The following is a 20,762-nucleotide window of genomic DNA, read 5'->3' as shown; positions in this document are numbered from 1 at the left end:
GCCATGACCGCTGCCGCCGCGCGTGACGTGGCGCGGCATCACTCCGATGGTCCCGCCCGGCGGCCCGCCCGCCCCGCCGTCACCGAACTCCGTCTCTCCGCCTTCGCCTCCCACCGCGCCGCCGTCCATCCCCTCGGGCCCGTGACGCTGTTCGCGGGGGCGAGCGGGAGCGGCAAGTCGAGTGCCCTGCGGGCCTTCGAGGCACTGGCCCGGCTGGGGGCGGGCGACGACCTCGCCTCCGCTTTTCCCGACGCGGTCGGCTGCGTCCCCGAGCGGGCCAGGCCCGACGCGCAAGGCAGGCGGGGGTTCCGTATCGGCTGCACCGTCGACGGGCCGGCCGGCCCCGTCCATCTCGATGTCGCCGTCCAGGCCGAGCCGCAGCTCCGGGTAGTCGGTGAACGCCTCACCTGGCGCGGCCGCACCTTGCTCACCACCGCGCTCCGGGACCCCGGACGCAGCACCGTCCAGGCGGAATGGCACACGGCGGGGGCGACCCCCGTCACCCGGGCGCCGCTCCCGGACGACGTGCTGGGCACCGCCCTGCTCCCGTTGCGCGTGGCCGGCAAGACGAAGGGACAGCTGGAGGTCCTGGCCGCCGCCGAGCAGGTGGTCGTCGCGCTGCGTTCGGTGTTCGCCTGCGATCCGCAGCCCCGCCACATGCGGGCGCCCGTCCCGACGGGGGAGGGGCGACTGCGGCGCGGCTGCGGCAACCTCGCCGAGGTCCTGCACCGTACCCGCACCGACTGCCCGCGCCGCCACGCCCGGCTGGCCGCGATCGCGGGGGCCGGCTGCGCCGGGCCTGTGACGGGGCTCGGTGTGGAGGAGCTGCCCGACGCCACCGTTCGAGCCGTACTGGAGCGGGCGGCGAGGGCCGCGGGTCAGGTGGGCTCGGGGCGGACGGAGGGTGCGGAGGGCTTACCGGCGGCCGCGCGCCTCCTGGCCGCGACTCCGCTGGGAAGGCTCGGCGACGGTGAACTGCGGTACCTGGCGCTGGCACTCGTCCTGCTCACCGGCCCCGGTGTGCTCGCCATGGACCAACTCGCCGAAGTGCCGGATGCGATGAAGACGCTGACCGTGCTCGTCGACGGCTTCGACCGCGGTCTCGACCGGCGGCAGCTCCACGCGCTGCTCGGACTCGCCGGCGACATCTGCGCGGACGGCCACATCCGGCTCGTCGGGGCGATCGGGGAGGCGGGCGCGGTGGCAGCGCGGGAGGCGCCCGGTGTGTCGGTGGTAGACCTTGAGCCGTGAGTGAACTCGATGTAGCGGGATTGCAGCGGAGGCTGGCGGAGTTCGCCGCCTCACGGGAATGGCAGCCGTACCACACGCCGAAGAACCTGGCGGCGGCGCTCAGCGTCGAGGCGGCCGAACTGCTGGAGATCTTCCAGTGGTTGACGCCGCAGGAGGCTGACCGGGTGATGGAGGACCCGGAGACGGCGCACCGTGTCGCCGACGAGGTGGCGGACGTGCTGGCGTACCTGCTCCAGTTCTGCGGGGCCGTCGGTGTCGATCCGCTCGCCGCGCTGGCGGCGAAGATCGACCGGAACGAACTCCGGTTCCCGGTCGGTCGACCGCCGGGACGGGCCGCGAGAGTCTCCGAGGAGGGTGATCGTCACTCTTCGGAGTGATCGCCTTCGCACCGCAGCGCTTCCTGTCCACAGATTTCCGAATTCCTCTGGAGTTTGGGCTCAGGCTCATTCACTCTGGGTAATGAATGAGTGAGCAGTAAGTCGTACGAACGGGGGCGGCGTTCATGGATGCGGAGCGACTGATCGCGACCGGCAGGCACGCGCTGGCGCAGAGCCGGACGGCGTTGGACATCGTGGCGGAGGCCTGGCAGACCCAGGCCCTCGCCCAGGCGATAGGGAGTCACCTCGCGCTCTGCGGTCCGCTGGAACTGCGGGGCGAGGCGCGGGGATTGAGCGAGATCGGAGGGGTGCGCGGGACGTTCGACCATGCCGTCGTGCGGACGGGCGGCCCCAGAGCCGCCCAGCTCACCGAAGTCGGCGACGCCTGCGCGGCGTTGACGGCGCTGAGCGCCCTCCTCGGAGAGGTGGGCATCGCCCTCGTCGGGGTGGCCTGTGCCACGGATGAGGAGGGTCTGTACTGGCAGTGCATCGAGGCGATCGACGCCGCCGACGAATCGAACGACCGGGTCTGCGGCATGCTGCGCCGGATCGCGGTGCGGGACCGGGACCGACCGCCCGACCCCGCCCGAGGTCGGGCGGGCCCGGTGGCGGGCCTGTCGTGAGCACGTGCGATGCGGGCGGGCTGCATAGGGCTGTCGGGACGCGGGCGGCCCAAACGAGGCCGACGGACCCGGTGGGTCGAGTGGATCGGTGCCGCCGGGTGGGCGGGAACGAGCCGGGAAGTCAGCCGGACCGGGAGAAGCGGCGTGGTCAGAAGGAGAGGCCGCCGGTCCGGCGGCGGGTGTCGGGCGCGTCGCCGTCCTGGGCCTCGTTCGCCTCCTGGCGGCGACCCTGACCGTCCTGACCCTCCGCGCCGCCCTGGCGGTCGGCGGAGGACTGCAGGTCGGCGTCAAGCTGCGAGAGGTCGGCGGTCAGCGCCGCCATCAGCTCCTCCATCTGCTGCAGCAGACCCTTGGGGGCGCCGCCCCCCTTCTGCTCGGGAACGGAGGACCGGTGCGCCGGCTGCTCGGGCAGTGCCCGTTCGGGCGTGGCTTCCTGGGACATGGCGGCCTCCTCGGCCCAGGCCGCTCCGGCGAGGAGAGGCCACGCGTGAGAACGACGCACCGGCAGCGGCCGCCGACGCGCGGGCCGGGCGGTCCGGCTCCGCCCGAGCAACGACGGGCGCCGGGCCACGGTCACTGGCCCGGTGGGCCGCGGCGGCCCGGAGGGGCGGATATTCACCCGACAGGGCAGGTGGGGACCGTGGGCTGACGTGAGGGTTGACAGCTGCCCGAAGGTGCAGGATGGAGGCATGGATCTTCGAATCTTCACCGAGCCCCAGCAAGGGGCGGACTACGACACCCTGCTCACCGTCGCCAAGGCCACCGAGGACCTCGGCTTCGACGCCTTCTTCCGTTCCGACCACTACGTCAGCATGGGTTCCGGTGACGGTCTGCCCGGCCCGACGGACGCGTGGATCACCCTGGCCGGCCTGGCCCGGGAGACCCGGCGGATCCGCCTCGGCACCCTCATGACCGCGGGGACCTTCCGTCTGCCCGGCGTCCTGGCCATCCAGGTCGCCCAGGTCGACCGGATGTCCGGCGGGCGGGTCGAACTGGGCCTGGGCGCCGGTTGGTTCGAGCAGGAGCACCGGGCGTACGGCATCCCGTTCCCCAAGGAGAAGTTCGGCCGGCTCGAGGAGCAGCTGGCGATCGTCACCGGGCTGTGGGAGACGGAGGTCGGCAAGAAGTTCTCCTTCGAGGGGGAGTACTACCAGCTCGCCGACTCGCCGGCGCTGCCCAAGCCGGCGCAGTCCAAGGTGCCGGTGCTCATCGGCGGGCACGGTGCGACCCGTACCCCGCGGCTGGCCGCGCGGTACGCCGACGAGTTCAACATCCCGTTCGCCTCGCTGGAGGACAGTGAGCGGCAGTTCGGGCGCGTGCGGGCCGCGGCCGAGGCCGCCGGTCGCCCGGCCGACGACCTCGTGTACTCCAACGCGCTGGTGGTCTGCGTGGGCAAGGACGACGCCGAGGTCGCGCGCCGGGCGGCGGCCATCGGCCGGGAGGTGGAGGAGCTGAAGGCGAACGGTCTCGCCGGTTCGCCGGCCGAGGTCGTCGACAAGATCGGCCGGTACGGGACGATCGGAGCCTCCCGGATCTATCTCCAGGTGCTCGACCTGGACGACCTGGACCACCTGGAGTTGATCTCCTCCCAGGTCCAGTCGCAGCTGGCCTGAGCGGAGGGACGAACGGGGGACGGAACGGAAGGACACTGACATGCCACCCATGCCCGGCCCGGCCCGCTCGCTGGCCGACGCCCTCGACGAGGAGGTGCTCGTTCTCGACGGAGGTCTCTCCAACCAGCTGCGGGCGCAGGGCTGCGACCTCTCCGACGCCCTGTGGTCGGCGCGGCTGCTCGCCGACGGCCCCGAGCAGATCGAGGCGGCGCACACGGCGTACGTCCGCGCGGGCGCCCGGGTGCTGATCACCGCCAGCTATCAGGCCACGTTCGAGGGCTTCGCCCGGCGGGGCATCGACCGGGCCGGAGCCGGGCGGCTCCTCGCGCGGAGCGTGGAACTGGCGCGGGAGGCGGCCGACGCGGCCGAGGGAGGCGAGGGGGCCGCAGGGGCCGGGCGGCAGGTGTGGGTCGCCGGGTCCGTGGGGCCGTACGGGGCGATGCTCGCCGACGGCAGCGAGTACCGGGGCCGGTACGGGCTGACGGTGCGGGAGCTGGAGCGGTTCCACCGGCCTCGCGTCGAGGCGCTCATGGCGGCCGGACCGGACGTGCTCGCGCTGGAGACCGTGCCTGACACGGACGAGGCGGAGGCGTTGCTGAGGGCGGTCGAGGGGTGCGGGGTGCCGGTGTGGCTCTCGTACACCGTCGACGGGGAGCGGACCCGGGCCGGGCAGTCGCTGACGGAGGCGTTCGCGCTCGCGGCGGGCAACGACCAGGTGATCGCCGTCGGGGTCAACTGCTGCGAGCCGGACGACGCCGCACGGGCCGTGGAGATCGCCGCCGGGACCACCGGGAAACCGGTGGTGGTCTATCCCAACAGCGGGGAGCGGTGGGACGCGCGGGCGCGGGACTGGCACGGGTCCGTCACCTTCGACGCCGGCCGGATGCGGGAGTGGCCGGCGGCCGGGGCCCGCCTCCTCGGCGGCTGCTGCCGGATCGGTCCCGACCGGATCGCCGAGCTGGCCGCCGCCGTCACGCCGCGGGCCTGACGAAAATGCCTGGTCGGAGGGGAGAGAGGAGACCATACTCGGACACGTGTTCCTGACGATCAGTACGACCGGCACCCCCGAACGTCCCGCGACCGATCTGGGCTTCCTGCTGCACAAGCATCCCGACAACGCGCAGACGTTCTCGACCTCGCACGGCACGGCGCATGTCCTCTACCCCGAGGCGTCCGTCGAGCGGTGCACCGCCGCGCTCCTCCTCGAGGTGGACCCCGTGGCGCTGGTGCGTCGCGGCAAGGGCAAGGGCCGGGGCGGTGCCCCCGACTCGGCTCTCGCGCAGTACGTGAACGACCGGCCCTACGCCGCGTCCTCACTGCTCGCCGTCGCGCTCGCCACGGTCTTCAAGAGCGCCCTGCACGGGGTGTGCAAGGCGATGCCCGAACGGGCCGCCGAGCCGTTGCCGCTGCGTGTCGAGATCCCGGCGCTCCCCGCCCGCGGTGGCGGTGCCGAACTGGTCCGCAAGCTGTTCCGCCCGGCCCCCGCGGCCGGCGGCGTGGCGGGACCCCCGCGCTGGGAGACGGTCGAGGCGGAGCCCGTCACGCTCGACCCCGCGTTCCCCGAGTGGGGCGACTCGCGCTACGTGCGGCTCGTCCTCGAAGGGGAGATGCGGCTGGCCGACGCGCTGAACCAGCTCTATGTCCTGCTGCCGGTGCTCGACGACGCCAAGCACTACTGGGTGGCGCCGGACGAGGTCGACAAGCTGCTGCGCGCCGGTGACGGCTGGCTCGCCGAGCACCCCGAGCAGAAGCTGATCACCTCTCGCTACCTCTCCCGCCGCTGGGGCCTGACCCGGGAGGCGATGGAGCGGCTGGAGCTGGTGCGGCTCGCCGAGAGCGACGGGCTGGACGTCGACGACGTCGACAACGCCGTCGACGAGACGACCGACACCGACGAGAAGCCCGTGCCGCTCGCCGAGCAGCGACGGGAGGCGATCCTCGCGGAGCTGCGGGCCGCCGACGCGAGCCGGGTCCTCGACCTCGGTTGTGGCCAGGGCCAGTTGCTGCAGGCGCTCCTCAAGGACGTGCGCTTCACCGACATCGTGGGCGTCGACGTCTCCGTACGGGCCCTGACCGTCGCCGGACGCCGGCTCCGCCTGGAGCGGCTCGGCGAGCGGCAGGCCGGGCGGGTGAAGCTGATCCAGGGCTCGCTCGCATACACCGACAAGCGCCTGAAGGGGTACGACGCGGCGGTGCTGAGCGAGGTCATCGAGCACCTCGACCTGCCGCGGCTGCCCGCGCTGGAGTACGCCGTGTTCGGCTCGGCCAGGCCCCGCACCGCCATCGTGACCACACCCAACGTCGAGTACAACGTCCGCTGGGAATCCCTCCCAGCCGGGCACGTCCGGCACGGCGACCACCGCTTCGAATGGACCCGTGAGGAGTTCCGTACATGGGCGCGGCGCGTGGCGGAACAGTACGGCTACGCGGTCGAGTTCCGGCCGGTCGGACCGGACGACCCCGAGGTCGGCCCGCCCACCCAGATGGCCGTCTTCACCCAGGCGCCGAAGAACGACCGGAACGACGCGGACGACCAGAGCGACAGGAACAGCCAGAGCGTCGAGAACGACCAGAGCGACAGGAACAGCCAGAGCGTCGAGAACGACCAGAGCGACAGGAACAGCCAGAGCGTCGAGAACGACCGGACCGACAAGCACAGCCAGAGCGATCACAGCGATCAGCACCACCGTGGGAACGACCGGAACGCCCGGACCGTCGCGAAGGAGGACACGGCATGACCGACACCATCCGCACGCTGCCCGTCACCGATCTGTCCCTCGTGGTCCTGATCGGTGCGAGCGGCTCCGGCAAGTCGACGTTCGCCCGCCGCCACTTCAAGCCGACCGAGGTCATCTCCTCCGACTTCTGCCGCGGCCTCGTCGCCGACGACGAGAACGACCAGAGCGCCAGCCGGGACGCCTTCGACGTCCTGCACTACATCGCGGGCAAGCGTCTGGAGGCGGGCCGGCTGACCGTCGTCGACGCCACCAACGTGCAGCAGGAGGCCCGGCGCGGGCTCGTCCAGCTGGCGCGCCGGTACGACGTCCTGCCCATCGCGATCGTCCTCGACCTGCCGGAGGACGTCTGCCAGGCCCGCAACGCCGCCCGCCCCGACCGCGCGGACATGGGCCGCCACGTCGTGCAGCGCCACCGGCGCGAGCTGCGCCGCTCGCTGCGCGGCCTGGAGCGCGAGGGCTTCCGCAAGGTCCATGTGCTGCGCAGCGTCGAGGAGGTGGAGGCGGCCGAGGTCGTCCTCGAGAAGCGCTTCAACGATTTGCGACACCTCACCGGTCCCTTCGACATCATCGGTGACATCCACGGCTGCCGCTCCGAGCTGGAGACCCTCCTGGCCAAGCTCGGCTATGAGGACGGCCACCACCCCGAGGGCCGCACGGCCGTCTTCGTCGGCGACCTCGTGGACCGTGGCCCCGACAGCCCGGGCGTCCTGCGCCGCGTGATGGGCATGGTCGCGGCCGGCGACGCGCTCTGCGTGCCCGGGAACCACGAGAACAAGCTCGGCCGCTGGCTCAAGGGCCGCAAGGTCCAGGAGACCCACGGACTCGCCGAGACCATCGAGCAGCTCGGGCACGAGTCCGAGGAGTTCCGCACGGAGGTGGGCCGGTTCATCGACGGGCTCGTCAGCCACTACGTCCTCGACGACGGACGCCTCGTGGTCTGCCACGCCGGTCTGCCGGAGAAGTACCACGGCCGGACCTCCGGCCGGGTGCGTTCGCACGCGCTGTACGGGGACACCACCGGGGAGACCGACGAGTTCGGGCTGCCCGTGCGCTACCCGTGGGCGGAGGAGTACCGGGGCCGGGCGACCGTCGTCTACGGACACACCCCCGTCCCGAACACCTCGTGGATCAACAACACCATCTGCCTCGACACCGGCGCCGTCTTCGGCGGCAGGATGACCGCGCTGCGCTGGCCGGAGCGCGAGCTCGTCGACGTACCGGCGGAGAAGGTCTGGTACGAGCCGGCCCGGCCGCTGGCGACCGAGGCGCCCGGTGGGCACCAGGGGCGCCCGCTGGACCTGGCCGACGTGCACGGTCGCCGGATCGTGGAGACCCGCGCCATGGGCAACGTCAGCGTGCGCGAGGAGAACGCGGCGGCGGCCCTCGAGGTCATGAGCCGGTTCGCGATCGACCCGCGGCTGCTCGCCTATCTGCCGCCGACCATGGCGCCGACCGCCACCTCGAAGGTCGACGGCTATCTGGAGCACCCGGCCGAGGCGTTCGCGCAGTACGCCGCCGACCGGGTCGAGCGGGTCGTGTGCGAGGAGAAGCACATGGGCTCGCGGGCCGTCGCGCTCGTCTGCCGTGACGCGGACGCGGCACGGGAACGCTTCGGTGTGGAAGGTGCGACGGGCTCGCTGCACACCCGGACCGGACGGCCTTTCTTCGACGATCCCACGGTCACCGAGCAGGTCCTCGAACGCCTGCGGACGGCCGTCTCCGCCGCCGGGTTGTGGGAGGAGCTGGACACCGACTGGCTGCTGCTGGACGGCGAGTTGATGCCGTGGTCGCTGAAGTCGGCCGGGCTGCTGCGCTCGCAGTACGCGGCCGTGGGCGCGGCCTCCCGGGCCGTCTTCCCCGGCGCGCTCGACGCTCTGGAGCGGGCGGCGGCGCGGGGTGTCGTCGGCGATGTCGAGGCGCTGCTGGACAAGCAGCGGGAGCGGGCGGCGGACGCGGAGGCGTTCACCGAGGCGTACCGCCGCTACTGCTGGCCGACCGAGGGGCTCGACGGCGTACGTTTCGCGCCGTTCCAGGTCCTCGCGGTGCGGGGCCGTTCGCTGGCCGCCGTGCCGCACGACGAGCAGCTCGCATGGCTGGACCGGCTGGTCGAGCACGATCCGACGGGCCTCCTCCAGGTCACGCGCCGGCTGATCGTCGACCCGCGGGACGAGGCGTCGGTGCGGGCCGGGGTCGACTGGTGGCTGGAGATGACGGCGGCCGGCGGCGAAGGCATGGTCGTCAAGCCACTGGCGGCGCTGGTCCGGGGCGGAGACGGCCGGCTCGTGCAGCCGGGTGTGAAGGTCCGGGGACGGGAGTACCTGCGGATCATCTACGGGCCGGAGTACACCCGCCCCGAGAACCTGGAGCGCCTGCGTGGCCGCTTCCTCGGCCACAAGCGCTCGCTGGCCCTGCGCGAGTACGCCCTCGGGCTCGAAGCGCTGGACCGGCTGGCCGAGGGGGAGCCGCTGTGGCGGGTGCACGAGGCGGTCTTCGCCGTGCTCGCCCTGGAATCGGAGCCGGTGGACCCGCGGTTGTGAGCCGTTGTCCGCGGGCCCGTGTGCCCGCGTGACCGGTGATCGCGGGACCCCTGCCCCCCGCCCCTGGCCGCCGCCCGCCCGCCCTTCGATCGCGATCCGCGGCCGAGGGGCGGGGTGTGAACGGTCGGTGGCCCCGCGGACGGTGGGAGCGGCGGACTCGATGACGGGGCGGGGTGGCGAGGGGGCGTGCCGTGCCCCCTCACCGGCCGGCCGCGGTCGCCCTGCGCGTGAGGGGAGGCGCGGGAACCGGTAATCGCCGGTATCTCGTCGCGGAGCACGGCGCGCGGGGGTTCGCTCCGTCAGGATGGGGGCATGGGATTCCATGTCGACTCCGAGACCGGGCGGCTGCGCCGCGTCATCCTGCACCGGCCCGATCTGGAACTGAAGCGGCTCACCCCCACCAACCGGGACGCGCTCCTCTTCGACGACGTGCTGTGGGTGCGGCGGGCGCGGCATGAGCACGACGGCTTCGCGGACGTCCTGCGGGACCGGGGAGTCGAGGTCCATCTCTTCGGCGATCTGCTGCGGGAGACCCTGGAGCTGCCCGCCGCCCGGGCTCTCGTGCTGGACCGGGTCTTCCACGAGAAGGAGTACGGTCCGGCCGCCGCCGACCATCTGCGCGCCGCCTTCGACTCCTTCGAGCCGTCGGCGCTCGCCGAGGCGCTGGTCGGGGGGATGACGAAGCGGGAGTTCCTCGCGGCGCACCGTGAGCCGACCTCGGTGCGGTTCCATGTGATGGACCTCGACGACTTCGTCCTCGGGCCGCTGCCGAACCACATCTTCACGCGGGACACCTCCGCCTGGATCTACGACGGTGTCTCCATCAACGCGATGCGCTGGCCCGCCCGCCAGCGCGAGACGGTCCACTTCGAGGCGATCTACCGGCACCATCCGCTGTTCACGGACGCCGAGGCCGGGCCGTTCCACCACTGGTCGGAGGGGCAGGCCGACTATCCGTCGACCATCGAGGGAGGGGACGTCCTCGTCATCGGCAACGGCGCCGTCCTGATCGGCATGAGCGAGCGGACCACTCCGCAGGCGGTGGAGATGCTGGCCCGTGGGATGTTCGCGGCCGGCTCGGCGCGGATGATCGTCGCGCTCGACATGCCGAAGCGGCGTGCGTTCATGCACCTCGACACGGTGATGACGATGGTCGACCACGACACCTTCACGCAGTACGCGGGGCTCGGCATGCTGCGCTCGTACACGATCGAGCCGGGCGACGAGGGCCAGTCGCTCCGGGTCACCGACCATCCGCCGGAGCACATGCACAGCGCGATCGCCGCGGCGCTCGGGCTGCAGGACATCCGGGTCCTCACGGCGACCCAGGACGTCCACGCGGCGGAGCGCGAACAGTGGGACGACGGCTGCAACGTCCTGGCGGTCGAACCCGGGGTGGTGGTGGCGTACGAGCGCAACGTCACCACCAACACGCACCTGCGCAAGCAGGGCATCGAGGTGATCGAGATCCCGGGCAGCGAGCTGGGGCGGGGGAGGGGCGGCCCTCGCTGCATGAGCTGTCCGGTGGAGCGCGACGCGGTGTGACCTCGCGGCGCGGTGCGACCTCGCGGGGCGGTGCGACCTCGCGGGGCCCCGGAGCCAGTGGCCCGCATCACTGTATAGGAATACTGGTGTACGTATAGACTTCCATCGTCAACCGTCGCCGTCCCCGTTCGCGAATACAGGAGCGCCCCCATGGCCACTGACCTCATCGGCCGCCACTTCCTCAAGGAGCTGGACTTCACCGCCGAGGAGTTCCGCGGTCTGATCGCGCTGGCCGCCGAGCTCAAGGCCGCCAAGAAGGCGGGCGCCGAGGTCCAGAGGCTGCGGGGCAGGAACATCGCCCTGATCTTCGAGAAGACCTCGACCAGGACCCGGTGCGCCTTCGAGGTCGCGGCCGCCGATCAGGGGGCCTCCACCACCTACCTCGACCCGTCCGGCTCGCAGATCGGGCACAAGGAGTCGGTCAGGGACACCGCCCGCGTCCTCGGCCGGATGTTCGACGCCATCGAGTACCGGGGTGACAGTCAGGCGAACGTCGAGGAGTTGGCCGCGTACGCGGGAGTTCCCGTCTACAACGGCCTGACCGACGACTGGCACCCCACCCAGATGCTCGCCGACGTCCTCACCATGACCGAACACTCGGACAAGCCGCTGGACGGGATGACCTTCGCCTACCTCGGCGACGCCCGCTTCAACATGGGCAACTCCTACCTGATCACCGGCGCCCTGCTCGGCATGGACGTCCGGATCGTGGCCCCCGAGGCCTACTGGCCGGCCGAGGGCGTCGTCGCGCGCGCCCGCAAGCTCGCCGAGGCGAGCGGTGCCACGATCACCCTCACCGAGGACGTCGCCGAGGGCGTGCGCGGAGCCGACTTCGTGGCCACCGACGTCTGGGTCTCCATGGGGGAGCCCAAGGAGGTCTGGGACGAGCGGATCGCCGCCCTCTCGCCGTACGCCGTCACCATGGACGTGCTGCGCGCCACCGCCAATCCGGCCGTGAAGTTCCTGCACTGCCTGCCGGCCTTCCACGACCTCGGCACCGTCGTCGGGCGGGACATCCACGCCCGCCACGGTCTGACCGAGCTGGAGGTCTCCGACGAGGTCTTCGAGTCCGAGCACTCCGTCGTCTTCGACGAGGCCGAGAACCGCATGCACACCATCAAGGCCGTGCTGGTCGCCACGCTGGCCGCGCAGGGCTAGGTCGGGTCCGGAGGGCGTGCCCCTAGTCCGCGGCCCGGCGCGTGGCCCGGGGTCGCACGACCTCCCGTCCCCAGGTGAGGGGTGTGGCCGCGCCGGTTCGCCCTCGCATATGCCTCGGGTTCTTTCGTGCACGCATCTGTTCCGGCGGGGGCGACGGATGGCAGGGTGTGCGTACGCGGTCCTCCGCTCTCCGCTCCTCCGGGGGACGGACCGCGCCGGCCCTCCCATGCGTCGCCCGCGGGGACGTGGCTGCACCGCACCTCCCGGCTCCCCACGGGAGGCCCGGTGCATGCCCGCACGGCGGCCTGTTCACGTCTCGCCGGGCCGGCGCTGCCGCGGCAGCGCGGGAAGGGTGAACCAGACCGCCTTTCCGTGAGCGGTGGGGCGGTGGCCGCAGTCGCTGCTCAGGGCGCGGATCAGCAGCAGGCCGCGGCCGTGCTCCTGCCAGGGGTCCGGCTCCTCGCCCGGCCCCGGGCAGACCAGCTCTTCTGGGTCCATCGGACGCCGGTCGTGCACCTCCACCTGGCAGGTGCCCGGAAGCAGCTCCACGACCAGCTCGATGGGATCCCCGCCGTCCGTGTGCTCGACGGCGTTGGCGACCAGTTCCGCGGTCAGGAGTTCGGCCGTGTCGCTGTCGGCGGGGGTGTCCAGGTCCGCCATCGCGGTACGGATCAGCGCCCGGGCGATCGGTACGGCGGCGGTGTCGTGCGGCAGCTCGATGCGCCAGCTGGCGGGGCCGGAGCCTGGGGCAGGGAACACGGCAGGTCCGTTCGGGCCGGGGAGTGGACGCGGGGGCGGGGCGTGGGGACGCGTGCGGACGAGGAGTGCCCGGGATGCACGGGGTCTCAACGTCCTACTTTCAACCTTAAGAAGTCAAAAACGGGGTGCCAGGGGCCTGTGTCCGGGGTCGTGGGGGACCTGTGCCCGCCCCGGCCCGGGACCTTCGCCCGGCGGCGTGGCGGCCCGGTGTCGTATAGCGCACCCGTGACGACAGTCACATACCAGTGATAAGGTTCCCTCAGGTGATGCCGTGTACACGCACGCTGAGGGAGGCCGTCCCGTATGAGCCCTTTCACCGGCTCCGCGCCCCGCACCGAGCACTGGCGGCATCTGCGCCTCGACGTCGACGACGGCGTCGCCACCGTGACGCTCGCCCGCCCCGAGAAGCTCAACGCCCTCACCTTCGGCGCCTACGCCGACCTGCGCGACCTCCTCGCCGAGCTGTCCCGCGAGCGGGCCGTGCGCGCTCTCGTCCTCGGCGGCGAGGGGCGCGGATTCTGCTCCGGCGGCGACGTGGACGAGATCATCGGCGCGACCCTGTCGATGGACACGGCCCGACTGCTGGACTTCAACCGGATGACCGGGCAGGTCGTCCGCGCGATCCGCGAATGCCCCTTCCCGGTGATCGCCGCCGTCCACGGGGTCGCGGCCGGCGCGGGCGCCGTCCTCGCCCTCGCCGCCGACTTCCGCATCGCCGACCCCAGCGCCCGCTTCGCCTTCCTCTTCACCCGGGTCGGCCTCTCGGGCGGCGACATGGGGGCGGCGTACCTGCTGCCCCGGGTCGTCGGCCTCGGCCACGCGACCCGGCTGCTCATGCTCGGCGATGCCGTCCGGGCCCCCGAGGCCGAGCGCATCGGACTGATCAGCGAACTCACCGAAGAGGGCGACGTCGACGCCCGGGCCGCCGCACTCGCCCGGCGCCTCGCCGACGGCCCCGCCCTGGCCCACGCCCAGACCAAGGCACTCCTCACGGCCGAGCTGGACATGCCCCTGGCCGCCTCCGTCGAACTCGACGCCGCCACCCAGGCGCTGCTGATGAACGGCGAGGACTACGCGGAGTTCCACGCCGCCTTCACCGAGAAGCGCCCACCGAAGTGGCGGGGACGCTGACGTGGGAGGGACACCGGCCCGACCGCTCCGGGTCGCCGTCATCGGCGGCGGCCCCGGAGGGCTCTACGCCGCCGCCCTCCTCAAGCGGCTCGACCCGGCTCGCGAGGTCACCGTCTGGGAGCGCGGCGACCCAGAGGACACCTTCGGCTTCGGCGTCGTCCTGTCCGACGAGACCCTCGGCGGCATCGAGCACGCCGACCCCGACGTCCACCGCGCACTCCAAGCGGAGTTCGTCCGGTGGGACGACATCGACATCGCCCACCGCGGGCACCTGCTCACCTCCTCCGGGCACGGCTTCGCCGCGCTCGGCCGCCGCCGGCTCCTGGAGATCCTGCACTCCCGCTGCGCCGAACTCGGCGTACGGCTCCACATCCACACCGAGGCCCCGACCGCCGCCGAGCTGGCCGCCACGCACGACCTGGTCGTGGCGGCGGACGGCGTCCACAGCGCGACCCGCGAGGCCCACGCGGACGTCTTCCGCCCCCGGCTCACCACCCACCGCTGCCGATACATCTGGCTCGCCGCCGACTTCGCCTTCGACGCCTTCCGCTTCGAGATCGCCGAGACCGAGCACGGCGTGATGCAGCTCCACGGCTACCCCTACTTCCGGCCGCCGCCGGCGCCCGGCCCCGGACAGGCCCCCGCCCCTCTCGCCCGTCCTGGCACCGCCCCCGGCGCGTCCACCGTCATCATCGAGATGCGCGAAGAGGTCTGGCGCGCCGCCGGCTTCGACGAACAGGACGAGACCGACTCCATCGCCCGCTGCGCGAAGATCTTCGCCGAGCCCCTCGGCGGCCGCCCCCTGCGCTCCAACAACTCCTCCTGGACCGCCTTCCGCACGGTCGTCAACGCGCGCTGGTCGCACGGCCACACGGTCCTGCTCGGCGACGCCGCCCACACGGCCCACTTCTCCATCGGCTCCGGCACCAAGCTCGCCGTCGAGGACGCACTCGCCCTCGCCGCCTGCGTCGAGGAACAGCCCACCGTGGCCGAGGCCCTCGCCGCCTACGAGACCGAGCGCCGACCCGTCGTGGAGTCCACCCAGCGCGCCGCGGCCGCCAGCCTGCGCTGGTTCGAGGAGGTCGACCGGTACCTCGACCAGCCGCCGCGCCAGTTCGCGTTCAACCTCCTCACCCGCAGCCGCCGCGTCACCCACGGCAACCTGCGGCTCCGGGACCCCGCCTTCACCGACTCCGTCGAGCGCGCCTTCGGCTGCCCGCCCGGTACCCCGCCGATGTTCACCCCCTTCCGGCTGCGCGGACTGACCCTGCGCAACCGCGTCCTCGTCTCGCCGATGGACCTGTACGTCGCCGAGGACGGCGTTCCCGACGACTTCCACCTCGTCCACTTGGGCGCCAGGGCCCTCGGCGGCGCCGGGCTCGTGATGACCGAGATGGTCTGCGTGAGCCGCGAGGGCCGGATCACACCCGGGTGCACCGGCCTCTGGACGGACGAGCAGGCCGAGGCGTGGAGCCGCGTCACCTCGTTCGTGCACACCCGGTCACCCGGCACCGCGATCGGCGTCCAGCTCGGCCACTCCGGCCGCAAGGGCTCCACCCGCCGGATGTGGGAGGGCATCGACCAGCCGCTGCCCGACGGCAACTGGCCCCTGACGGCCGCCTCCCCGCTCCCGTACCGCCCCGGCGTCAACCAGATCCCGCACGCCCTCGACCGGGCCGGGATGACGGCCGTCCGGGAGGAGTTCACGGCGGCGGCCCGCCGGGCGGCGCGCTGCGACTTCGACCTGCTCGAACTGCACTGCGCCCACGGCTATCTGCTCTCCGGCTTCCTCTCCCCGCTGACCAACCGCAGGGACGACGCCTACGGCGGCCCGCTCGCGAACCGGCTCCGCTTCCCCCTCGAAGTCTTCGACGCCGTCCGCGAGGTGTGGCCGCCGGAACGTCCGATGACGGTCCGGATCTCGGCCACCGACTGGGCGGACGGCGGCACGACCGACGAGGACGCGATCGGGACGGCCCGCGCGTTCGCCGCTCACGGAGCCGACGCCATCGACGTCTCCACCGGCCAGGTCGTCCCCGACGAACGCCCCGAGTACGGACGCTCGTACCAGACCCCGTACGCCGACCGGATCCGCGGGGCCGTCCCCGTCCCGGTCATCGCCGTCGGCGCCCTCTCGTCCTGGGACGACGTCAACTCCCTGCTGCTCGCGGGCCGCGCCGACCTCTGCGCCCTGGCGCGCCCGCACCTCTACGACCCGCACTGGACGCTGCACGCGGCGGCCGAACAGGACTACCGGGGCCCGGCGGCCCCGTGGCCCGACCCGTACCGCGCGGGCAGCCGTACGCCGCCGACGGGCCGCACCGACGCTCCGAAGCCCCGGCTCGCCCTCCATCTCCGCCCCTGAGAGGGCGTCCTCCGGCCGAGGCCCAAGCGTCGGCGCGTCCCGGAGCCGTCCTCAGCCCCGGCCGTCGCCGTCCCCGCGCACGAACGTCTCCCCGGCGTCCCGAAGCCTCTCGTGCAGCGCCGCGAACACCTCCGCCGAGCGGCCTCCCGGCCAGTCGTCGGGCAGCAGTTCCGGCGGCAGCACCGGGTCCGCGTACGGCAGGCGGCGCCAGGAGTCCAGGGCGAGGAGATAGTCGCGGTACGCGTCCTCCGCCGTCCCCGGCGATACCTTCCAGGCGCGCAGGACCGGCTCGTGGGCGGCGAGGAACTCCTCGTGCAGCGTGGCGATCGAGGCCAGGTCCCACCAGCGGGCCACCGCCTCCGCCGTCGCCGTGTACCCCAGGTGCTCGCCGCGGAAGAGGTCCACGTACGGGGAGAGCTCCAGCCGCTCCAGGGTGTGCCGGGTCTCCTCGTGGAGCCGCGCGGGGGCGATCCAGACGCCCGGGGCCGCCGTGCCGAAGCCCAGCCGGGCCAGCCGCGAGCGCAGCAGATGCCGCTTGTGGCGCTCGGACTCGGGCACGGAGAAGACGGCGAGGACCCAGCCCTCGGACAGCTTCGGCTCCGTACGGGAGTAGATCCGGCGGTCACCGTCGTCCAGGAGCTGGCGCGCCTCGTCCGAGAGCATGTATCCGGCCGCACCGTCGGCCGTCCGCCCCGGCAGCAGCAGGCCCCGCCGCTTCAGCCGCGACACCGACGACCGCACCGAGGGCGCGTCGACGCCGAGCGCCGCGAGGAGGCGGATCAGCTCGGCCACCGGCGTCGGCGCCCCGTCGCGCGCGGGGCCACGGCCGTACGCGCCGTACAGCGAGACGATCAGGGAACGGGGAGTGTGCTGCTCGGCCACGTGATCACTCTAGGGGGTGGTGTGGCCGTGGAGCCCGGCTCGGGTGGCTTACGCGGGCCTCACGGCGTCGGGCCGGGCCCTCCCGCGTGCTCCTCGGCCCCGGGCCCTGCGGTGGTCTCCTCGGCGCGCAGCCGGAAGCGCTGCAGCTTCCCCGTCGCCGTCCGGGGCAGGGCGTCCAGGAAGACGATCTTCCGGGGGCTCTTGTACGGCGCCAGGCGGGCGCGGACGAACGCGCGCAGCGCGGCCGCCGTCTCCGCGTCGCGCGGTACCCCGTGCCGTACGACCGTGTACGCCACCACGATCCGGCCGCGCAGCTCGTCCGGACGGCCGACCACCGCCGCCTCGACCACGTCGGGGTGGGCGAGCAGCGCCTCCTCGACCTGGGGGCCCGCGATGTTGTAGCCGGCCGAGATGATCATGTCGTCGGCGCGGGCGACGTACCGGAAGTAGCCCTCCTTGTCCCGTACGTAGGTGTCGCCGGTGACGTTCCAGCCGTCCCGGACGTACTCACCCTGGCGGGGATCGGCCAGGTATCGGCAGCCGACGGGGCCGCGCACGGCGAGCAGCCCCTCCTCGCCGTCGGGCACCTCCGCGCCCGTGGGGTCCACGATCCTGGCCTCCCAGCCGGGGACGGGGCGGCCGGTGGTGCCCGGGCGGATGTCGCCGTCCGCCGCGGAGATGAAGATGTGGAGGAGCTCGGTCGCGCCGATGCCGTTGATGAGCTTGAGTCCGGTCCGGTCGTACCAGGCCTCCCAGGTGGCGGCCGGCAGGTTCTCGCCGGCGGAGACGCACCGGCGCAGGGAGGCGGTGACGTCGCTCCGACCGCGACCCCGACCCCGGTCCCGACCGTCGCGGTCGTCAGGACCGTCCCGGCCGTCCCCGTCACGGAGCTCCTGGTGCTCCTCGTGCTCCTCGTGCCCGTGACGCCCGTGGTGGTCGTCCAGCTCGTCCAGCATCAGCCGGTACGCGGTCGGTGCCGTGAACAGCACCGACACCCGGTGCTCGGCGACGGCCGCGAGCAGCTGGGCGGGGCCGGCCTGCTCCAGGAGCAGGGCGCTCGCTCCCGCGCGCAGGGGGAAGACCACCAGCCCGCCGAGGCCGAAGGTGAAGCCCAGGGGCGGGGAGCCGGCGAAGACGTCGTCCGGAAGCGGACGCAGGACGTGGGCGGAGAAGGTGTCGGCGACGGCCAGCACGTCGCGGTGGAAGTGCATGCACCCCTTGGGCCGACCGGTGGTACCGGAGGTGAAGGCGATCAGCGCCACGTCGTCCGCGGCCGTGCGCACGGCCGCGTAGGCGGTGGGCTTGGCGAGGGCGAGCGAGAGCAGGTCGTCGGGGGAGTCCCCGCCGTACGTGGTGACGCGCAGCCCCGGTATCGCGGCCTTGACCAGCTCGTCGACCGACCGGATGTCGCACAGTGCGTGGGTGCAGCGTGCCATCTCGGCCATCACCGCCAGCTCGCCGGCACGCTGCTGGGCCAGGACGGTGACGGCCACCCCGCCCGCCTTCATCACCGCCAGCCAGCAGGCGGCGAGCCAGGGTGTCGTGGGGCCGCGCAGCAGCACCCGGTGGCCGGGCCGTACGCCCAGGTCGGTCGTCAGGACATGGGCGATCCGGTTCACACGCTCCTGGAGTTGTCCGTATGTCCAGACAAGACCCGATCCGTCCCGGAAGGCGGGTCGCTCCGTGCCGAATCGTTCCACCGTGCGGTCGAGCAGTTCCGCCCCGCAGTTGAGCCGCTCGGGATAGCGCAGGCCGGGCAGATCGAAGAGCAACCGCGGCCACTGCCCGGCGGGCGGCAGATGATCGCGCGCGAAGGTGTCGTGATGGGCCGAGCCGGTCAGCTCCATGAGTTCGTCCCCTTGTCGTGGTGGGGTCGCCCAACGAGCGTATCGTGATGGTGACGACAGTCAACGGTGCGCGATAGGACGGTCCGGCGGCGAGACGGCGGCGATGGCGACGGTGACGACCGCGGTCATGCGACGACGTGGCCCCGTGACCAGGTGACGACGTGACGACGTGACGACGGAGGCAGGAGTCCGAATGTCCGCATTCTCGCTCGACCCCGCACAGACCGCCCGCTGTACGGAGCTCCGCACCCTCGCGGCCGAACGCCTGCGGCCCCTCGCCGAGAAGGGCGAACCCGGGCGCGTCAACCGCCCCCTCGTCGCCGCCCTCGGGGAACTCGGACTCCTCGCCCGTCTCTTCGAGGCCGGGGCCCTCGACCTCTGCCTGATGCGCGAGTCCCTGGCCCACGCGTGCACCGAGGCCGAGACCGCGCTCGCCCTCCAAGGGCTCGGCGCCCATCCGGTCGCCGCCGCCGGCACCCCCGCACAGCGCGACCGCTGGCTCCCCGAGGTCACGGCGGGGCGTGCGGTCGCCGCCTTCGCGCTCTCCGAACCCGACGCGGGCTCCGACGCCGCCGCACTCGCCCTGGAGGCCCGCCCCGACGGCGCCGGCGGGTGGCTGCTGCACGGCGAGAAGCGCTGGATCTCCAACGCCCCCGAGGCCGACTTCGCCACCGTCTTCGCCCGCACCACGCCAGGAGCCGGAGCCCGCGGAGTCACCGCGTTCCTCGTCCCCGCCGACCGGCCCGGCCTCACCGGCAGCGCGCTCGACATGCTCTCCCCGCACGCCATCGGCACGCTGGTCTTCGACGGGGTCCCCGTCGGCCCGGACGACGTCCTCGGCGAGGTCGACCGCGGCTTCCGGGTCGCCATGAACACCCTCAACCTCTTCCGTCCCAGCGTCGGGGCCTTCGCCGTCGGCATGGCCCAGGCCGCCCTCGACGCCACCCTCGCCCACACCGCCGCCCGCCCCGCCTTCGGGGGCGTCCTGCGCGACCTCCAGGCGGTCGCCCACCAGGTCGCCGAGATGGCCACCCGTACCGAAGCCGCCCGGCTGCTCGTCTACGCGGCGGCGGCGGCGTACGACTCCGGCGCGAGCGACGTGCCCAAGCGCGCGGCGATGGCGAAGCTCCTCGCCACCGAGACCGCCCAGTACGTCGTCGACGCCGCCGTCCAGCTCCACGGCGCCCGTGCCCTGCAACGCGGCCACCTGCTGGAACACCTCTACCGCGAGGTGCGCGCACCACGCATCTACGAAGGAGCCACCGAGGTCCAGCGCACGATCATCGCCAGGGAGCTGTACGGATGAGCGGAACGCCGTACGGAGGACCGAGGAGCCGCACGGATGACCGGAGCGCTGTACGGATGACCCAAGGAGCCGCACGGATGACGAAGGAGCCGTACCGATGACGCCCCTCCACCGGCACAACCCCGCCGAGCTGTCCCCGCCCACCGGTTTCTCGCACGCCGTCACGGCCACGGGCTCCCGTCTGGTCTTCCTCGCCGGGCAGACCGCCCTCGACCGCGACGGAAAGATCGTCGGGGAGACGCTGCCCGAGCAGTTCGAGACCGCGCTCGCCAACCTGCTCGCCGCCCTCCGCCACGCCGGAGGTTCCCCGGCCGACCTCGCGCGGGTCACCGTGTACGCCACCGATGTCGCCGACTACCGCCGCCATACCCACGAACTCGGCTGCGTCTGGCGGCGGTTGGCCGGCCGCGACTATCCCGCGATGGCCGTGATCGGGGTCGTGCGCCTCTGGGACGACCAGGCGCGGGTGGAGCTGGACGGCTTCGCCGTCCTGGAGTAGCGACGACCGGCCTCCCACCGAACTCCTGGTGCGGGGGCGGCGGTCGTGGCCGCCGCCCCACCGTGCTTGATCAATTGGTCACTCGCCGGAGGCGGGCTTAGGGTCGAAAGGTGGACTGACCGGCCCACGGC

At 72.9% G+C, this 20,762-nt stretch carries 17 protein-coding genes; 13 read left to right on the top strand and 4 right to left on the bottom strand.

The window, feature by feature from the left end; all coding sequences use genetic code 11:
- Positions 1–3 precede the first annotated feature (3 nt).
- The 3 genes from ACZ68P_RS20130 (at position 4) to ACZ68P_RS20120 (ending at position 2,251) form a co-directional block, all read left to right on the top strand.
- A complete protein-coding gene (locus ACZ68P_RS20130) occupies positions 4–1,251 on the top strand; it encodes an AAA family ATPase (RefSeq protein ID WP_471007906.1) in 1,248 nt (415 codons plus the stop codon).
- The gene (locus tag ACZ68P_RS20125; protein WP_471007904.1) at positions 1,248–1,628 is read left to right on the top strand and encodes a nucleotide pyrophosphohydrolase; all 381 of its coding nucleotides are present in this window, start codon (positions 1,248–1,250) and stop codon (positions 1,626–1,628) included. The genes ACZ68P_RS20130 and ACZ68P_RS20125 overlap by 4 nt, the downstream gene beginning before the upstream one ends.
- 125 nt (positions 1,629–1,753) lie before the next feature.
- Entirely contained in the window at positions 1,754–2,251 is a 498-nt protein-coding gene (locus ACZ68P_RS20120; RefSeq protein WP_471007903.1) for a DUF6099 family protein, read from the top strand.
- A gap of 148 nt (positions 2,252–2,399) precedes the next feature.
- On the opposite strand, the gene ACZ68P_RS20115 is transcribed toward ACZ68P_RS20120, so the two are convergent.
- Positions 2,400–2,693, bottom strand: coding sequence for a hypothetical protein (locus ACZ68P_RS20115; RefSeq protein ID WP_471007901.1), 294 nt, complete (start codon positions 2,691–2,693; stop codon positions 2,400–2,402).
- 247 nt (positions 2,694–2,940) lie between these two features.
- On the opposite strand from ACZ68P_RS20115, the gene ACZ68P_RS20110 reads away from it, so the two are divergent.
- The 6 genes from ACZ68P_RS20110 (at position 2,941) to argF (ending at position 11,842) form a co-directional block, all read left to right on the top strand.
- A complete protein-coding gene (locus tag ACZ68P_RS20110) occupies positions 2,941–3,864 on the top strand; it encodes an LLM class F420-dependent oxidoreductase (protein ID WP_471007898.1) in 924 nt (307 codons plus the stop codon).
- 40 nt (positions 3,865–3,904) lie between these two features.
- On the top strand, positions 3,905–4,852 hold the full coding sequence (mmuM, locus tag ACZ68P_RS20105; RefSeq protein WP_471007897.1) for a homocysteine S-methyltransferase: 948 nt from the start codon (positions 3,905–3,907) through the stop codon (positions 4,850–4,852).
- A 46-nt stretch (positions 4,853–4,898) separates the two neighbouring features.
- Positions 4,899–6,602, top strand: a complete 1,704-nt coding sequence (locus tag ACZ68P_RS20100; protein WP_471007894.1) for a 3' terminal RNA ribose 2'-O-methyltransferase Hen1 — start codon at positions 4,899–4,901, stop codon at positions 6,600–6,602.
- A complete protein-coding gene (locus ACZ68P_RS20095) occupies positions 6,599–9,139 on the top strand; it encodes a polynucleotide kinase-phosphatase (RefSeq protein ID WP_471007893.1) in 2,541 nt (846 codons plus the stop codon). The genes ACZ68P_RS20100 and ACZ68P_RS20095 overlap by 4 nt, the downstream gene beginning before the upstream one ends.
- Before the next feature lie 312 nt (positions 9,140–9,451).
- Positions 9,452–10,684 carry an arginine deiminase gene (locus tag ACZ68P_RS20090; protein WP_365713975.1) on the top strand — a complete coding sequence of 411 codons (1,233 nt, stop codon included), beginning with the start codon at positions 9,452–9,454 and terminating at the stop codon, positions 10,682–10,684.
- Between the two features lie 150 nt (positions 10,685–10,834).
- Positions 10,835–11,842 carry an ornithine carbamoyltransferase gene (gene argF, locus ACZ68P_RS20085; RefSeq protein WP_471007890.1) on the top strand — a complete coding sequence of 336 codons (1,008 nt, stop codon included), beginning with the start codon at positions 10,835–10,837 and terminating at the stop codon, positions 11,840–11,842.
- Between the two features lie 309 nt (positions 11,843–12,151).
- Here argF and ACZ68P_RS20080 read toward each other — a convergent pair whose 3' ends face one another.
- Complete coding sequence (locus ACZ68P_RS20080) at positions 12,152–12,601, bottom strand: ATP-binding protein (RefSeq protein WP_471007888.1); 450 nt, start codon at positions 12,599–12,601, stop codon at positions 12,152–12,154.
- A 303-nt stretch (positions 12,602–12,904) separates the two neighbouring features.
- Between ACZ68P_RS20080 and ACZ68P_RS20075 the strand changes: the two genes are divergently transcribed.
- Positions 12,905–13,732 carry an enoyl-CoA hydratase family protein gene (locus ACZ68P_RS20075; protein ID WP_471007886.1) on the top strand — a complete coding sequence of 276 codons (828 nt, stop codon included), beginning with the start codon at positions 12,905–12,907 and terminating at the stop codon, positions 13,730–13,732.
- A 1-nt stretch (position 13,733) separates the two neighbouring features.
- Positions 13,734–16,097 carry an oxidoreductase gene (locus tag ACZ68P_RS20070; protein ID WP_471007884.1) on the top strand — a complete coding sequence of 788 codons (2,364 nt, stop codon included), beginning with the start codon at positions 13,734–13,736 and terminating at the stop codon, positions 16,095–16,097.
- Positions 16,098–16,148: 51 nt separating this feature from the next.
- On the opposite strand, the gene ACZ68P_RS20065 is transcribed toward ACZ68P_RS20070, so the two are convergent.
- Together ACZ68P_RS20065 and ACZ68P_RS20060 are read right to left on the bottom strand one after the other, a co-directional pair.
- Entirely contained in the window at positions 16,149–16,979 is an 831-nt protein-coding gene (locus ACZ68P_RS20065) for a PaaX family transcriptional regulator (protein WP_471007883.1), read from the bottom strand.
- A 59-nt stretch (positions 16,980–17,038) separates the two neighbouring features.
- On the bottom strand, positions 17,039–18,826 hold the full coding sequence (locus tag ACZ68P_RS20060) for an AMP-binding protein (RefSeq protein WP_471007882.1): 1,788 nt from the start codon (positions 18,824–18,826) through the stop codon (positions 17,039–17,041).
- A gap of 193 nt (positions 18,827–19,019) precedes the next feature.
- On the opposite strand from ACZ68P_RS20060, the gene ACZ68P_RS20055 reads away from it, so the two are divergent.
- A complete protein-coding gene (locus ACZ68P_RS20055) occupies positions 19,020–20,132 on the top strand; it encodes an acyl-CoA dehydrogenase family protein (protein WP_471007880.1) in 1,113 nt (370 codons plus the stop codon).
- Between the two features lie 97 nt (positions 20,133–20,229).
- Positions 20,230–20,631: a RidA family protein gene (locus ACZ68P_RS20050; protein WP_471007879.1), complete on the top strand. Its 402-nt coding sequence runs from the start codon at positions 20,230–20,232 to the stop codon at positions 20,629–20,631.
- The last annotated feature ends 131 nt before the right edge of the window (positions 20,632–20,762 follow it).

The sequence above is a fragment of the Streptomyces sp. NPDC036822 genome (assembly GCF_055609145.1).
This window is presented reverse-complemented; position numbering and strand designations above follow the sequence as displayed.

What these genes read in the sequence shown, in the direction of transcription:
- ACZ68P_RS20130 (WP_471007906.1), top strand. Translation starts at nt 4, where the DNA reads ATGACCGCTGCCGCCGCGCGTGACGTGGCGCGGCATCACTCCGATGGT.
- ACZ68P_RS20120 (WP_471007903.1), top strand. Translation starts at nt 1,754, where the DNA reads ATGGATGCGGAGCGACTGATCGCGACCGGCAGGCACGCGCTGGCGCAG.
- ACZ68P_RS20115 (WP_471007901.1), bottom strand. Translation starts at nt 2,693, where the DNA reads ATGTCCCAGGAAGCCACGCCCGAACGGGCACTGCCCGAGCAGCCGGCG.
- ACZ68P_RS20110 (WP_471007898.1), top strand. Translation starts at nt 2,941, where the DNA reads ATGGATCTTCGAATCTTCACCGAGCCCCAGCAAGGGGCGGACTACGAC.
- mmuM (WP_471007897.1), top strand. Translation starts at nt 3,905, where the DNA reads ATGCCACCCATGCCCGGCCCGGCCCGCTCGCTGGCCGACGCCCTCGAC.
- ACZ68P_RS20095 (WP_471007893.1), top strand. Translation starts at nt 6,599, where the DNA reads ATGACCGACACCATCCGCACGCTGCCCGTCACCGATCTGTCCCTCGTG.
- ACZ68P_RS20090 (WP_365713975.1), top strand. Translation starts at nt 9,452, where the DNA reads ATGGGATTCCATGTCGACTCCGAGACCGGGCGGCTGCGCCGCGTCATC.
- argF (WP_471007890.1), top strand. Translation starts at nt 10,835, where the DNA reads ATGGCCACTGACCTCATCGGCCGCCACTTCCTCAAGGAGCTGGACTTC.
- ACZ68P_RS20075 (WP_471007886.1), top strand. Translation starts at nt 12,905, where the DNA reads ATGAGCCCTTTCACCGGCTCCGCGCCCCGCACCGAGCACTGGCGGCAT.
- ACZ68P_RS20060 (WP_471007882.1), bottom strand. Translation starts at nt 18,826, where the DNA reads ATGGAGCTGACCGGCTCGGCCCATCACGACACCTTCGCGCGCGATCAT.
- ACZ68P_RS20055 (WP_471007880.1), top strand. Translation starts at nt 19,020, where the DNA reads ATGTCCGCATTCTCGCTCGACCCCGCACAGACCGCCCGCTGTACGGAG.
- ACZ68P_RS20050 (WP_471007879.1), top strand. Translation starts at nt 20,230, where the DNA reads ATGACGCCCCTCCACCGGCACAACCCCGCCGAGCTGTCCCCGCCCACC.